This window comes from Bradyrhizobium sp. GW821-FHT12B03 (genome assembly GCF_058807535.1).
Window position 1 is genome coordinate 724,919 of the sequence record NZ_JBXAQU010000001.1, and the last position, 15,111, is coordinate 740,029.

The following is a 15,111-nucleotide window of genomic DNA, read 5'->3' on the forward strand; positions in this document are numbered from 1 at the left end:
GGGGGCCGGTCAGGCCCACCCTTGGGTTAGCGTCGTTTGCCCTGGACGGCTGCCATGGTGCTGGCAAGGTTCTTTTCGGCCTGGCCGTAACCCTTTTGCGCAACCGCGATGAAGATCGCATCCATGATGTTGAGCTGGGCGATCCGGGCGGCGGCATTCTCGCCGGTCAGCGGCGACCCCTGCGCCGTCGAGCACAAGACGACGTCGGCAAGTTCGGCGATGGGGCCCGTATCATAGTTCGACACGGCGATGATGGAGGCGCCTTTGCTTTTCGCGAATTGCACGGCGTCGACAAGGCCAGAAGAGCGGCCCGAATGGGAGAAAGCGATAGCAAGATCGCCGGGCCCGAGCAGGTTTGCGGACATCGCCATCATATGCGTGTCATCGAATACCGAGGCGCGGATGCCGATTCGCAGGAATTTATGTGCCACGTCGCGTGCGATCTGGGCCGAACCGCCGAGACCGTAGAAGTCGCGCTGCCGGCTGGTATGGATCAGATCGGCGGCGCGTTTGAACGCCTCGATGTTGAGGATGGCAAGGGTTTCCTCGAGCGCCTGGATCGAGGTCCGGAACACCTTTTGGAGGATCATCTCCGCCGTATCTTCCGGCGTCACCTCCTGGTGCAGATCGACCGAAGGCAGGTGCTTGTATTCGACGAGCGCCGCGCGCAACTCTCGAAATCCCTCGAAGCCGAGCTTCTTGGCCGTCTTGACGACCATCGCCTCCGAGACTCCGGAATCGTCCGCCACCCGCTTCAGAGGAAGGGTGTCGTCGAAATCCGTCCGTAACAGGAATTCGGCTATGCGGACCTCGAGAGGCGACATATCCGGCAGCATCATGCGGATTCGTGGTCCCACTGCACGTGGATCGATCGGTACACTCATTCCTTGCCTCGGGTCAGTCGGTCGATCAGCATCGCCATGATGATGATGATACCCGTTGCGAGCAATTGATAGAAGGCCTGGACATTGAGCAAGGTCAGGCCATTGCGCATCGTACCGAGCACGATGGCGCCGATGATGGTGCCGACGATCGAGCCCTTGCCGCCCGAAAGCGACGCACCGCCGATTGCCGCAGCGGCGATGGCTTCCAGTTCCCAGAGATTGCCGAGCGTCGGCTCGGCTGCGCCGAGCCGGGCGATCAGGATGAGTGCGGCTATGGAGGCGAGAACGCCCGAGATCACATAGGCGGCGATCTTGGTGCGGGCGATTGGGACACCGCTGACTCGGGCAGCTTCTTCATTGCCCCCCACAGCCAGGATATATTCACCCAGCGGAGTGCGGCCGAGAACGACCCAGACAATCGCGCCGATGATTGCGACGATGACCACGGGCACCGGCAGGATCCAGATCGACGACGAGAACAAGGTGCGGAAAGCCGTGGGCACGCCCAGCACCGGCGTGCCGCCTGTGTAGATGAGCGCAATCGCGCGTAGCAGGCTGAGCGTTCCGAGCGTAACGATGAATGGCTGCAGGCCGGCAAACGCGATGAGGCAACCGTTGAGCAGACCACAGGCCGCACCGATTGATAGCGCCAGCATGGCCACCACCGGGATGGGATAGCCCGCCACGAGCGCGGTCGCTGCGATGACAGCGCTGAGCGCCGCCGTCGGCCCCACCGACAGATCGATGCCTCCCGAGATGATCACAAGCGTCATGCCGATGGCAACGCAGGCGTTCAGGCTGGATTGCTGAAGGATGTTGATGAGGTTGCGCTCGGTCAGGAACACGCTCGAAAGGTTTGAAAACACGAGAACGATCAGCACGAGCCCGATCAACGTTCCCATGTCGCGTAGGCCGATCGGAAGGAATTTCGTGCGCGGAGGCGCGGCGGTCATGGTTTGGTCCGTGTTAATGGTCATGGTGTCGCTCGGAAAGTTGGAAGTCAGACGGCGAGGCGCATCAGTGCCTCTTCATCGAGGTCCCGGCGCTCGACGACGCCGGCGAGTTCGCCCCGCCGGATGACGAGTGCCCGATCGGAGAGCCGCAGGATTTCAGGCAGATCGGAGGAGACGACGACGATGGCGCGGCCCTCGCGCGCGAGATCTTCGATCAGTTGGTAGATCTCGGCCTTGGCACCAACATCGATACCGCGGGTCGGCTCGTCGAAGATCAGCACGTCAGCCTGGGCCATCTGCCAGCGACAGATGATGGCCTTCTGTTGGTTGCCGCCGGAGAAGTTCTTGATTTGTTGATCGATGCCGGACGGCCGCAGGGCGACGCGCTTGGTGAGGGTCGCGACCGTGTCGCGCACCCCGGAGAGATTGATCATGCCAAGGCGGGTGAAGCGCCCCAGCCGCGGCAGCGCGACGTTGGAGACGATCGAGCGCATCGGCACGATTCCCTCTTTCTTGCGGTCTTCCGGTAGCAGCGAGATTCCGGCACGGATGGCCTCCCGCGGGGTCCTGAACCTCAGCGCCCGGCCCTTAACCGTGATCGTTCCGCTGGTCGGCTGGTCGAGGCCGGCGATCAGGCGCACGAGTTCAGTCCGCCCTGCGCCGACGAGGCCGGCAACCCCCAGAATCTCACCTGCGTGCAATTCGAAGCCGACGCCGCGTACGACTTCGCCACGCCCGAGATTTTCGACCTTGAGCACGACGTCGGACCGCGTGTGGTTCTGCCGATGGTTCTGTTCGAGTGCGCGGCCGACCATGAGGCGAATCAACTCGCTCTCGCTGGTCGCGCGGAGATCCGTGCGACCCGCCACCTTCCCGTCGCGCAGGATCGTGGCCCGCGAGGCGACGCGGAATACTTCGTCGAGCTTGTGGGAGACATAGATCACCGCCACGCCGCGCGCGGCGAGCTGATCGATGATGCCGGTGAGTTTCTCGAATTCATGCGGCGTCAGGCTCGAGGTCGGTTCATCCATCGCGATGACGCGAGCGTCTGCGAGGAGCGCCTTGGCGATTTCGACGATCTGCCGCTGGGCGACCCGGAGCTGCTTGATCGGGGTCGTTACATCGATCGAGGGATCGAGCCGGGCCAGCAGGGCGCGGGCCTCGCGCCGCATGCGCGCCCTGTCGGTGAACAGTCCAAGATGCAGATGCTGATTGCCGAGGAACATGTTCTGAGCCACGTCGAGTTCAGGGACCTGCTGCAGCTCCTGGTGGATCAGGGAGATGCCGGCCCCGCGTGCCGCTCGCGGGCTGGTGATGTCTCGCGCCGCCCCGCCGATGCGGATCTCGCCCTCGCTCGCGCGATAGACGCCGGACAGGATTTTCAGCAACGTCGATTTGCCCGCGCCATTCTCTCCGATCAGCGCATGGACCTCGCCGGCATGGACGTCGAAGCTCACGTCTTTCAGCGCCTGGACGCCGGGGAAACTCTTGGAGATACCCCGCAAGGACAGGTGCGGCTCCGCATTCGGGGCAGGCTGGTCCATCTCAACTCCGCTTCCAGGTTCGAGCTCTCATCGACCAATTCGTCCAGAGCCCGGTTGCCTCGAACTTGCTCAAAACATGCCGCCGGCGGGAGAAGGTCTCGGGCCGGCGGCATGGGTCCACTGCGGGAGGACAGTGGATCGGCGGCCGTCGGCGCCTTATTTGGCGGCGGCGTCCGCGATCAGGTTTTTCCGCACCGATGCCTCGTCGCCGGTGTAACGGGCCATATTGTCCTTGTTGACGAGGGCCTGTGGGGTCGCGACGACACGGGGCAGCTTCTGGCCGGCGCGAAGGCGAAGCGCAACCTCGACGGCCACCTCGCCGGTCAGCACAGGGAAGGAATCGACGGTGGCGGTGAGCTCGCCAGCCTTGATTGATTTGTAGGCGTCCGAAATGCCGTCCGTGCCGATGACCGCGATCTGCTTCAGCTTGCCGGCAGCCTTCACGGCCTCGACCACGCCGAGCGCCATGCCATCATTGTTGCAGTAGAACCCGGCGATGTCGGGATGCTGCTGGATGATCGTCGACGCCGCATCATAGGAAATCTGGCGATCCCAATTGCCGGGGACGCTCGCCACGACGCTGAGCTTCGGCCCTTCAGCGGCAATGGTTTCCTTGAACCCCGCCGTGCGTTGCACGGCCGCATAGACTCCCGCCATGCCTTCGATAACGGCGATCTTGCCGCCTTGGGGCCGGTTGGCGATGAACCAGCGGGCGGCACGCACGCCGTTGTCGCGCTGCACGTTGCCGACATAGTTCTTGGCTGCGCGTAGTACTGCGTCATTGACGTTGACGACGAGCACCTTGGCCTTCTCGGCGGCTTCGACGGCGGGAACGAGATTGGCGTCGGTCTGCGGGGAAACGAGAAGGATGTTGTAACCGCTGGTCAGCATGTTCTCAGCGATACCGAGCTGCCCGAGTTGATCTCCCTCATCCTGGGCAGCCTGGAGGTCGACCGGAACGCTGAAGCTCTTGCCGGCCTTCTTGTAGCCGTCACCGAGACTGCGCCAGTATTCGTTGGTCAAGGTCTTGGCGATGGCGCCGATCTTGACGCTCGGATCACTCTTCGGCATCGCGCCGAACTTGGTCTCAAGCTGCGACCAGTCGAGCCGATCGGTATCGCGGTCGGAATCGAGCGGTTTCAACGCCTGCGCCTGCGCGGCAACAGACAGGCTTGCCAATAGGGCGGACGTCAGGATGGTCCGCTTCAACCCTAGCTTCGACATTCATTTCCTCCTGGTTTATTTGTTGTTCGACTTTCGCTTTTTTCAGAGCGCAAATAGCGCCGCCTGCACGATCTTCTGGCTGGCCACCGCGTTCTGGGTGGCGATGGCCTGGCTGAGAGCCGGTGCCTTGCGGAGCCGCTCGACGACGTTTCTCATGGCGAGCACGCTGTCGATATTGGCAGCGCATTCGGCGACGGGATCGAGCCCGGAAACATCCGGGAAAGTGTCGAAATAGAGCAGGCCGTCATAGCCGACGCTGTCGAGCGCATGGAGCAACTCGATCGTCTGCTGAGGATGAACCGCGCCGACCATCAGCCCATCGTCGCGCTTGCCGTAGCCGTCATTGAGATGGACGCCGAGCAGACGGCTGTGACGAGCCGCGAGCATCGCCGCATAGGCCGGCATTTCTTCCGCGTAGAGCACGTGGGCGAAATCGAGGGTGACGCCGAGGTTCGGTCTGTCGGCCTCGCGAATCGCCAGAAGCGTGGTCGCGACATCGGGAAGGAGCGCGAACGAGCGCGGCTCGTTGGGCTTATATTCGAGGCTGACCTCGACGGCTGGATCGTGCGAAGCGACCTCGCGTATCGCCTCGACCTCCATCTCCCACAAGGCTTTGTAGTCGACCTGGAAGGAGTAATCGAAGCCGTCCTGCCCGAGCCAGAGCGTCATGGTTCGGCCACCGGCCTCGCGCATCGAGTCGATGCCCTTGCGGGTCAAGTCGATCGCCTTGCGCCGGACCACAGGATCTGGGTTCGTGAAAGCGCCGATCTTGAAGCCGGGATCGGTGTAGTAGCGCATGGCATAGCCATTGAGCCCGACTCCGGAGCCTGACAGCCGCTCAACGAGTTCTGCCTCGGTATGGCCGTCGAGGTGATCAGGGTAATTCAGATCTACGGCGTTGAGGCCGGGAACGGTGGCTGCGCGCTCGATGAGATCGAACGTGGTGGCTTTACCATTCTTGAATGGCCAGTATTTTTCAGCGCCGACTCGAAACGAGTTCAGACGAGCCGCAAACTTAAATTCGGGCAAATTAGCGTCTCCGATCTCCTGCTTCCGTTCTCAATTCATAACGCGAAACTTCACGACTTTACAATAAAAAATAAACTAGTAAAGTTTCCCTGTGTCTCTTGCGACCACCCTTCGCGATGCATGCCGGCGGAAAGTCGTCATGCTTTGAACGGGGTCGATGAGGGCCGACCAAACCAAGAAGCTGGCCTCAAAGGGCTGCTCGATCTGGTCCGATGGATTGACCCGTCGGACTGGACATCATCAAAGGGAGGGCTTTGTCGTGAGAACGAGTGATTTTGAGCGTCTGACTGGTTTGCATACGGATCGTCGCAGCCTGCTAAAGGGTGCGGCTGGGCTCGGCGCCGTTGCTCTCGGCGCGAGTGTGCAAAGTGCACCTGCTGCCGCGCAGGGCGGCAGCGTTCTCGACCAGATTCTGCAAATACCTGGAGTCGGGAAAGGGTCGCCGACGGATGCCGATTGGCAGAAGGTCGGTGAGTTGTGCCTCGGCGCGACCAAAGCCAGCGTCAAGCCCGGAGAATTCAAAGGCGTTGAGCTGTCCTTCATGGGGCTCAACAACCAGAACCTGCATAATCTGCTCTTCCGCGGTTTTCTGCGGCCATGGGAAGCCTACACTGGCGCCAAGATAACCTGGATCGATCTCGCGCAGGCCGACTACAACCCGCGCCTGCAGCAGGCAATCGCAACCAGCACCGTTGATTTTGATATTCTCGAAATGGGCGCTCCTTTCGAAGGCGACGTCTGCGGCAAGGGGCTCGCATCCGAGATGCCTGACTGGGTCAAGAAACAGATCGAGATCGACGATTATGTCGAGTATCTCAAGCCGCCCGTGGGCACCTGGGACGGCAAGGCCTACCGCGTCACTGTCGACGGCGATTGCCACAACTTCAACTACCGCACCGATTACTTCACGGATGCCGATCTGAAGAAGGCCTGGACAGCTGAAGGGCACAGGGGCGAGTGGGGTGTGCCGAAGACCTGGCAGCAGGTGCAGGAGGTCACGAAGTTTCTCAAGGGCAAGAAGATCAAGGGCAAGGATGCGGTCGGCTATCTCGATGCACCCAAGGCCTGGGGTGGCTTCGGCTTTTATTTCCTGGGCAGCCGTGCGTCGGCCTACGCCAAACATCCCGATGACAAGGCATGGCTGTTCGACGTCGAGACGATGAAGCCGCGCATCAACAATCCAGCCTGGATTCGCGCGATCAAAGATGTCGTCGATGCGCTGCCGGCCGAGCCCGCAGACCAGATCAATGCTGATCCCGGTACAACGGCGTTTCAGGAATTCCTGGCTGGCACGGGCTCGATGCTGTCCTGGTGGGGCGACGTCGGTCAGATGGCCAATACCAGCGACACCTCGGTGATCGGCGACGTGGTCGGCTTCGATATTCTGCCCGGCTCGGAAGACGTCTATAATTCCAGGACGGGCAAGTGGGACAAGTTGGCCAGCGGGCCGAATTATGCGCCCAATTGCGCCTATCTCGGCTGGGGCGTCTATGTCATGGCTCGCGTCGACAAAGATGCTTTGAAGCACAAGGCGGCCTGGAGTGCCGCCGCCCATTTGGGCGGCAAGGAGCTCTCGCTCTGGACCGTGATGTATCCGTCCGGCTTCCAGGCTCATCGCCAGAGCCACTTCAAGATCGATCAATGGGGCCAGGCGGGTTACAAGAAAGACTACATCGCCTCCTATCTGAATTCGCAGTCCGGCTCGTACAACCACCCGAACCGGGCGGTAGAACCGCGCATTCCCGGCATCTTCCAATATTACAGCTTGGCGGAAGACGAGTTGGCCAAGATCTTTGCCGGCAAGGTCGATGTGGAGACCGGGGCGAACGCGATTGCGGCGGCTTGGGAAAAACTGACTGACCAGTTGGGTCGATCCAAGCAGATCGCGTTGTACAAGGCTTCGCTGGGGATGTCGTAGACATCAGCCCACCGTGCAACTCCCCTCCCCAAGCAGGGGCGGGGGTTACCGGTTGGCCTGATCTTGGTTCGAGATAAGACCGCAGGGGTCCAATGACGAGTGTGCCTTCTGGGGCAACCAAGCCGCGTGACCAGTTCGAATTTCTCGATATTTCCGAGGAGCGTCGCTGGTGGGGGCGGATACTGCTCATCGCCGCCACGCTCGGCCTTCTGGCGGCTGTCCTGTTTCAGGGCCTTCATGCCGCGAACGTCATCACGATCGGCTTCGAGACCTGGCGGCCGATCCTTTATGTCTACATCGCCTGGGCCGTGATCCTTGGCTCGGCCCAAGTCATCACGCGCGGAGCGGACGGGCAGAAGGCGCTATTCGTCTTGCCCGCCATTCTCTTCACCGCGCTGATGGCCATTTTTCCAACCGTCTTTGGCATCTACATCGCCTTCACGGACTGGAATCTCAGCTCAGCCTCGGGGCGGCAGTTCAACGGCCTCGATAATCTGCGCTCGCTGATGCAAGACGTGTTCTTCTGGAACGCGATGCTGAACATGGTCTATTACGTTCTGGCCGTGGCGGTCCAATATGCGATCGCCTGGGGACTTGCCTTGCTTCTGAACGCCGAGATCCGCGCGCGAAAATTCTTCCGTGTTGCTTTTCTCATGCCCTTCATGCTGAGCCCCGTCGCCGTGAGCTGGATGATCGGCAAGTCGATCATGGAATATCGGTTCGGCCCGGCCGCGACGCTGGCCCGACTGCTTGGCTGGGACAATCCGGCCTTCTTCGCTAGTCCCTGGATCGCCCGCCTCAGCATCATGGCGATGGACGCGTGGGTCTCGATCCCCTTCATCACAATTCTGCTGCTCGCGGGCCTGCAGGCCATACCAAAGGAGCTCCTCGAGGCCGCCAAGGTCGACGGCGCTAACAGATGGCAGACGTTCTGGCGGGTTATATTCCCGCTGATGCTGCCGATCAGTACCACGGCCATTGTTCTCCGCGTCATCTTCGAGCTGAAGCTCGCCGATGTCGTGATCAACATGACCGGTGGCGGACCTGGTGGCGCAACGGACACGGTCTCAAGCTTCATTTTTCGCGAATACCGCGACCGGTCGAATGTTGGCTACGGCACCATGCTGGCGGAAGTCTACTTCGTGTTCATAGCGATTTTCGTCTCTCTGCTTCTCAAGCTCGCCAGTCGCTGGACGCGCAACATCTGAGTTAATGATAGCCGCACGTCTAACGGAGAAGGTTAATTGACCATCATCGCAAAGAGCCCGGCAGTCGCCGTCGGCTCGAGCCCAACAGGCTTCAGCAAGGCCCTGATCGGCCGAGTGCTGGTCTATGGTGCATTGTTGTCATGGGTTTTCGTCTCGCTGTTTCCGATCTACTGGACGGTATCGACCTCATTTAAGGTCGCGGTAGATGTAACGCAGGGACATCTCGTACCTTGGTGGGATTTCCAGCCGGATTGGAAGGGCTGGCGCTCGCTCGGCATGTCGCCCGACACGATCTTGACGACTTCGAACGTCCGCGACGAGTTCATTCTGCGCTTCGAGAACAGCATCATCATGTCGATTGGCGGGTCATTCGTCGCCTGTGTCATCGGCTCACTTGCCGCCTACGGCCTTAGCCGATTTTCCTACAAATTCCTGGTCTGGCGCAACAAGGACATCTCCTTCTTCTTCCTGTCTCAGTTGATCCTACCGCCGGTGGTTCTGGCGATGCCGTTTCTGGTTCTCTACAAGGAACTGGCCCTGCTCGACACGCGCGTCGGCCTCATGGCCGTCTATACGCTCACAGTCTTGCCCATCGTGATCTGGATCATGCGCGACCAATTCGACACTATCCCTTTCGAGATCGAGCAGGCGGCTTATGTCGATGGCTGCTCGGTCTGGGGCGCTTTCCTGCGCATTGTATTGCCAATCGCGCTCCCTGGCATGGTCGCCGCCTTTGTGCTGTCAGTCATCCTGTGCTGGAACGAATACTTCTTCGCCGCGCTGCTCACGAGCACAAATGCCAAGACCCTGCCGGTGATGGTTGCGAGCCAGACCGGCTCGCAAGGCATCAACTGGTGGTCGATGGCCGCACTCTCGACCTCCGCGATCGCGCCACTGGCCATTCTTGCCGTATTCCTGGAACGCTACATCGTGCAGGGGCTGACGGCGGGGGCCATTAAATGAGAGCTCGGGAAATCCGATCGGCGCCATGTCACGAGCGATCAACGCCGACTTAGATTTGGTCCATCGCGGTGGATGGAGTTCTCGACGTGCGCGGTGGCGGGTATGAGGCCGCGGCGCACAGATGAACCATGTTGCTCGTCAGGCGCTGTGAGGGGCCATTTCGACCTGCGGCGACGTTGTCGCCACAGGTCCCTTTCGTTGTGACTAGGCTGCGGCCATCATGGCGTGATCGTATACGGCCTTCTCGAACTCCAGGTAGCCGCCGACCGAGGGAGGATCGACGAAGGGCAGTATCTGCGTCGCCCAATATCCGCCGATGCCATTCTTCCGGTCGATCCAGTAGTAAAGATTGGCGAGGCCGGCCCAGGCGAGCGAACCCGCCGGGCGCCCCGTCGGCGCATCCTTGTCGTTGATCATGAAGGTGAGCGCCCAGCTCTTCGGCATGCCGGGGAAGAACTCGGCATAGTTCGACAGGCTCGGGATGACGCCGGGCAGGCCCTTGATCTTCATGTCACCCTGCAGACCATTTTGGGCGGCCATGTCGATCGTTTCCCTTTTTAGGACGGGCCCGCCCGGTGCCTGTCCGTCATTCAACCACATCCGGATGAATTTCACGTAGTCCAGCGGTGTCGAATAGAGGCCGTGCCCGCCCATCTGGACCTCCGGGTCCTGCGGAAGCGTGAAATCTGTCAGCGGCGAGAGCTCTCCGCTTTCGTCGCGCTGGTGCATCGTCGCCATGCGCCGGCGCATCGACTGGTTCATCGTGAAGGCGCTGTCGTTCATGCCGAGCGGCTCGAAGATGCGTTCCTTCATGACCTCTCCGAGGCGCTTGCCGGCGATGCCCTCGACGACTTGCCCCGCCCAGTCGATGTTGGTGCCGTATTCCCAGCCATCACCTGGATCGAACAAGATCGGCGTGTTGATTGAGGCCTGCGAGGATGTGATCACGCTCGGCTGGCCATGCTCCTGCGCCAGCCTGTTGTAAGTCTCGTTGAAGAAATCGTAGGCAAAGCCCGCGGTATGGAGCAGCAGCATCCGTGTGGTGATGTCGCGCTTTGGCGCCCGCAGCTTCGGATTGCCGCTATCGTCAAAGCCGTCGATGACCCGCAACTTGCCGATCGCCGGCGCATAGGACTTGGCCGGCGCGTCGAGATCGAGCTTGCCGTCCTCGACGAATTGCAGGCATGCGGTGCCGGTGATCGCCTTCGTCGTGGAGAAGATCGCAAAAACGCAGTCGGTCGTCATCGCCTGCTCGCCGCCGAGTGCGCGCTTTCCGATCGCTCCTTCGTAGATGTTGCCGTTGCGGTCGGTCGCCACCGCCGCCACCCCGGGAACGCCCGGCGTCGAATTGACTGCCTTGTTCAGGACGGCGTCGCACGCCGTCTGCAATCCAGTACTCATGCTTTCCTCCTTTGGTGCAGCCGCTCGCGATCTGCCGGGATCCGGCAGTCGGGCAGTCTGCTGTCGTTGGCATATTGCCCGGGCCTGCCCGGGCGGCGTCTTGGATAACCCGCCGCGGGCCCTGGCTGTGTCTGGAAACGGAAAAAGATGTCTGTGGTCGGCAATTTCTTTTGCCGAGCTCAGGCGGGCAGTGGCTGGTCCACTATTCAAGCCATGGGGGGATAGGTAGGGTTAGGCCGCTTTGCAGACGACTTTTCAAGGAGGGAATGTCGATGTTGAGGCAGGCGCTGCTTTTTGATGCTCAGGGAAATCCGATCAAGCAGAACCATAAAGTTCTATCTGACGACTGGGACGAAATCCGCGACTGGTCCAACAGAGTCTACATGCCCTACCGGGTGTCTCCGACGGGCAGATTGGCGCGTCCTGACTCGACCATGCATTCCGCACAGATCGGGCGCATCACGGTTACGCGCTTTGCATATGGAATTCCCGTCAATATCAAGGACTGGTCGCAAGAGGCCGGAAATGCGGTGGTACTTACCACGATAGGCGGCAACGCCCGCCACTTCCTCGACCGAAGTCGTGCGGAGGAAACGGCGGTCGGTGAAAGCTTTGTCGTGGATTGCAGTCGAACCGATTACAATGTCGACTTTGACCCCGACCACCTCCAGCTCAATCTGACGATCCCGCATAGCGTGTTGGAGCAGGTGTGCCGGGACTGGTTCGGCTTCGTGCCTGACAACGCGCTCTGGCAATACAAGACCCGGATCGGCGGCAACAATTCGAGTTGGCTGGCGCTGATGGAATACCTGGTGCGCTGCATCGCAGAAGCGCCCGGCCGCCTCGCGCGGGACCGCGTGGGCCAACATCTCGAGCAGACGATATGCATCCATTTGTTGAACGAATGGGCTGACCGCGCCGGCATGGACCTTCAAAATCCTGCCAACAACCTCGCCCCGCGCGCGGTAAAGATCGCTGAACAATACATGGCTGACCATGCAGTCGAGCTACCGCCGATGACCGAGGTTGCGCGCGCCGCCGGGGCGAGCCTTCGGACATTAACAAGCGCCTTCAAGAAATTCCGTGGCTACGCGCCGAGCCAGTTCCTGAGAGAACAGCGGCTCCAGGGCGTCAGGCGTGACCTTCAGTGCGCAGGTGCCGGCCAGACTGTATCGAGCGTCGCGCATGTCTGGGGTTATATTAATCTTGGCGAGTTCGCGCGTGCCTACCGGGCGCGATTTGATGAACTGCCATCGGAGACGATCAGACGCTGATTGTCGTTTCAACGTCTGCTGATCGGCACGTTCCCGCGAGGGCAGTGATAACCTAGCCCTTCAGTGAGAGCTTGAGCAGACGATCAGGCGACGGACCTTGTGCTCTCGGAGACCTGTTTGTCGTAATGACATAGAGGTGATCTTCGACCGACATGACCATCCGCAGGCGGTCTCCCGAACTGAAGATGAGTTTGAGGGACCGATCTTTCAGATCGAGAACATAGAGCCCCCGACTGCCGAGCGCTGCGACGAGAAGATCGTTTCCGGAAAACGCGATTCCGGACGGCGCCCATGTCTCGTTGCCCGACTGCACGAAGGGGGCCCGCATTCCCTCATACTGTTGATCACCCTGCACAAGCGGCCAGCCATAGTTGCTTCCAGGCGTGATGAAATTGATCTCGTCGTGCCCGGATTGGCCGTGCTCGGCGACATAGAGGTCGCCCGCCGTGTTCCAGGCGAGGCCCTGCGGATTGCGATGGCCGTAGGAGAAGACGTAGGAGTCCGGAAACGGATTGTCACCCGGCACCTTGCCGTCGAACGTCATGCGCAGGACCTTGCCCGCCAGGCTGCCGCGATCCTGCGGCGCTGCGTGGTCCTCGACCCATCCCGTCGTGACGTAGAGATTTCCGTCGGGTCCTATCGCGATGCGTCCGCCGTTGTAGAGCGGGTGACCGGGAATGCGATCCAGCAACACGCGGGTTTCTCGCCACGCTTGTCCGTCGAAACGGGCCCGGATGACCTTGTTGGTCAGCCGACCTTCCGAACGGTAGGTATGATAGAAATACGCCACCCCGCTGTCGGTAAAGTCCGGTGCCAGCACCATGCCCAGAAGGCCGCCGCCATTCTCGTCGACGACGGGATCACTGGTCTGGAGCGTATAGCGGGACAGGCGGCCATGCTCGACGATGACGATGTTGCCGACCTTTTCCGCGACGATGATCCGGTCGCCGGCGCGTGCGATATCCCATGGATAGTCGAGATCATCGGTGACCACCTCCACGGCCCAGTCTTTTGTCGCAGTGCCCAACAGCGGCCGCGACTCGGATGTCCGCTGCGTTGCACGTTCCTGTGCCAACGCACTCATCCCCCACAGATGGGCCGAGACGACGAAAGCGATCAGAACGATCGACGCGCGTTTCATGATCGCTTTCCCTTTGATGGGCTCGTGGCGCCGCTCGGCGTGATCTTGACGGTCGCAGCGCGCGCACGCGAGCCGATCATGGAAGCCAGATACGAACTGCTTGCATATTTGACCCGGTATGCGTCGTCGATCCGATCGTTGATCGGCCCGTCGACAGACTCGAAGCTGACATCGTTTGTCATGCCGGCGGCGAGGATGCGTCCGCCACGCTGCGTCATCGCCGACTGGTGCCAGCGGGAGTTCCGACCGTTATATGCCCGGACATAGAGGCCATCGTCCACGGCCACCGACCATATCCAGGTCGGTGTACCGAATGTCTTTCCGTCCTCGCGGAGCGGCGCGATGTGCAGATCGTCTGCCTTGGCAATCCTGCTCAATTCGTCTTTCGTCCATTCGGACATGTGTTCGCCTCCGTCCTAAGGCTGCAGCAGGGTCTTGATGGCCCGGCGCTCATCCATTGCTTTGTAACCTTCGGTCACCTGATTGAGCGGAAGCGTCAGGTCGAAGACCTTGCCGGGATTGATCTTCTGCTCGAGTACGAGGTCGATCAGCTTCGGCAGGTAACGCCGCACCGGGGCGGGACCGCCATGCAGATGGACATGGGCGAAGAACAACTGCGCGCCGTCGAGTTCGACACCGTGCGGGACGCCCACATAGGAGGTATGGCCGCCTTTGCGGGTGGAGCGGATCGCTTGCAGCATCGATTCCTGCGTGCCGACGCATTCGAGCACGCAGTCCGCACCGATCCCGTCCGTCATTTCCATGATGCGGGCGACGCCCTCATCGCCGCGTTCGATCACGATATCGGTCGCGCCGAATTCGCGGGCAAGCTTCTGTCGCGTCTCGTGACGGCTCATGGCGATGATCCGCTCTGGGCCCATCTGCGTGGCCGCAAGCACAGCCATGAGGCCGACGGCGCCGTCGCCGACCACGGCGACCGTTGCGCCAGGCTTCACATTAGCAGCGTCGGCAGCAAACCAGCCGGTGCCCAGCACGTCGGAGGTCGCGAGCAGGCTCGGGATCATATCGTCGGACGGCATGCCGGGCGTCGGCACAAGCGTGCCGTCGGCCAGCGGGACCCTCAGAAGCGGGGCCTGCGCGCCGCCGACGAACTCCCGATGCCGGCAGGACGACTGGTAGCCATAGGCGCAATTAGGGCAGGTGTTGTCTGAGGCGAAGAACGAGCCGATGACAAACTGTCCGGGCCGGACCGCGGTGACGGCGCTGCCGACCTCCTCGACTACGCCGCAATATTCGTGGCCCATCGGCGTCGGCTGTTCCGTCCTCTGAATACCGCGATAAGGCCACAGGTCGGATCCGCACACACAGGTGGCCGCGAGCCTGATGATGGCGTCGGCCGGATGAAGGATCTTGGGGTTCGCCACCTCTTCACAGCGAATGTCCCTCGCGCCGTAGAGGATCGTTCCGCGCATTTAAATCTCCTTCGTCATGCGAACATGGTAACCCGCTTACCGAGGCCCTTGACGATCTCGATCGCGTTTCAAGCGGTTCCGCCGCTTGCAGCGTGACTGCGTGTTAGCCTCGCGTCAGGCGTCGTTCTGCTCTTCGCCG

13 protein-coding genes are annotated in these 15,111 nt (G+C 61.1%); 4 read left to right on the plus strand and 9 right to left on the minus strand.

The window, feature by feature from the left end:
* Positions 1 to 26 precede the first annotated feature (26 nt).
* The 5 genes from AC1RUR_RS03530 to AC1RUR_RS03550 all read right to left on the minus strand — a co-directional run bounded on the left by AC1RUR_RS03530 (position 27) and on the right by AC1RUR_RS03550 (position 5,634).
* Entirely contained in the window at positions 27 to 884 is an 858-nt protein-coding gene (locus AC1RUR_RS03530; RefSeq protein ID WP_492841340.1) for a MurR/RpiR family transcriptional regulator, read from the minus strand.
* On the minus strand, positions 881 to 1,837 hold the full coding sequence (locus AC1RUR_RS03535) for an ABC transporter permease (RefSeq protein ID WP_492841342.1): 957 nt from the start codon (positions 1,835 to 1,837) through the stop codon (positions 881 to 883). Before AC1RUR_RS03535 ends, AC1RUR_RS03530 begins: the two co-directional genes overlap by 4 nt.
* A gap of 47 nt (positions 1,838 to 1,884) precedes the next feature.
* Positions 1,885 to 3,381 (minus strand): sugar ABC transporter ATP-binding protein, encoded by a 1,497-nt coding sequence (locus AC1RUR_RS03540; protein WP_492841344.1) that lies wholly within the window; start codon positions 3,379 to 3,381, stop codon positions 1,885 to 1,887.
* Positions 3,382 to 3,537: 156 nt separating this feature from the next.
* Positions 3,538 to 4,605: a sugar ABC transporter substrate-binding protein gene (locus AC1RUR_RS03545; RefSeq protein ID WP_492841346.1), complete on the minus strand. Its 1,068-nt coding sequence runs from the start codon at positions 4,603 to 4,605 to the stop codon at positions 3,538 to 3,540.
* Positions 4,606 to 4,647: 42 nt separating this feature from the next.
* A complete protein-coding gene (locus tag AC1RUR_RS03550; RefSeq protein WP_492841348.1) occupies positions 4,648 to 5,634 on the minus strand; it encodes a TIM barrel protein in 987 nt (328 codons plus the stop codon).
* Between the two features lie 259 nt (positions 5,635 to 5,893).
* On the opposite strand from AC1RUR_RS03550, the gene AC1RUR_RS03555 reads away from it, so the two are divergent.
* The 3 genes from AC1RUR_RS03555 (at position 5,894) to AC1RUR_RS03565 (ending at position 9,723) form a co-directional block, all read left to right on the plus strand.
* Positions 5,894 to 7,552 carry an ABC transporter substrate-binding protein gene (locus AC1RUR_RS03555; RefSeq protein WP_492841350.1) on the plus strand — a complete coding sequence of 553 codons (1,659 nt, stop codon included), beginning with the start codon at positions 5,894 to 5,896 and terminating at the stop codon, positions 7,550 to 7,552.
* A 92-nt stretch (positions 7,553 to 7,644) separates the two neighbouring features.
* Positions 7,645 to 8,760, plus strand: a complete 1,116-nt coding sequence (locus AC1RUR_RS03560) for a carbohydrate ABC transporter permease (protein ID WP_492841352.1) — start codon at positions 7,645 to 7,647, stop codon at positions 8,758 to 8,760.
* A gap of 102 nt (positions 8,761 to 8,862) precedes the next feature.
* The gene (locus AC1RUR_RS03565; RefSeq protein WP_492841600.1) at positions 8,863 to 9,723 is read left to right on the plus strand and encodes a carbohydrate ABC transporter permease; all 861 of its coding nucleotides are present in this window, start codon (positions 8,863 to 8,865) and stop codon (positions 9,721 to 9,723) included.
* 204 nt (positions 9,724 to 9,927) lie between these two features.
* Here the strand turns inward: AC1RUR_RS03565 and acmB are convergent, their stop codons facing one another.
* Positions 9,928 to 11,124, minus strand: a complete 1,197-nt coding sequence (acmB, locus tag AC1RUR_RS03570) for a methyl acetate hydrolase AcmB (protein ID WP_492841354.1) — start codon at positions 11,122 to 11,124, stop codon at positions 9,928 to 9,930.
* Between the two features lie 272 nt (positions 11,125 to 11,396).
* Here acmB and AC1RUR_RS03575 point away from each other — a divergent pair, with 272 nt between their 5' ends.
* Entirely contained in the window at positions 11,397 to 12,398 is a 1,002-nt protein-coding gene (locus AC1RUR_RS03575; protein WP_492841356.1) for an AraC family transcriptional regulator, read from the plus strand.
* Between the two features lie 52 nt (positions 12,399 to 12,450).
* Here the strand turns inward: AC1RUR_RS03575 and AC1RUR_RS03580 are convergent, their stop codons facing one another.
* From AC1RUR_RS03580 to AC1RUR_RS03590, 3 genes are read right to left on the minus strand one after another with little or no spacing between them, the layout of a single operon-like run.
* Positions 12,451 to 13,539: a PQQ-dependent sugar dehydrogenase gene (locus AC1RUR_RS03580; RefSeq protein WP_492841358.1), complete on the minus strand. Its 1,089-nt coding sequence runs from the start codon at positions 13,537 to 13,539 to the stop codon at positions 12,451 to 12,453.
* Positions 13,536 to 13,940, minus strand: a complete 405-nt coding sequence (locus AC1RUR_RS03585; RefSeq protein ID WP_492841360.1) for a DUF2255 family protein — start codon at positions 13,938 to 13,940, stop codon at positions 13,536 to 13,538. Before AC1RUR_RS03585 ends, AC1RUR_RS03580 begins: the two co-directional genes overlap by 4 nt.
* Positions 13,941 to 13,955: 15 nt before the next feature.
* Positions 13,956 to 14,972, minus strand: a complete 1,017-nt coding sequence (locus AC1RUR_RS03590; RefSeq protein WP_492841362.1) for a zinc-dependent alcohol dehydrogenase family protein — start codon at positions 14,970 to 14,972, stop codon at positions 13,956 to 13,958.
* Positions 14,973 to 15,111 lie beyond the last annotated feature (139 nt).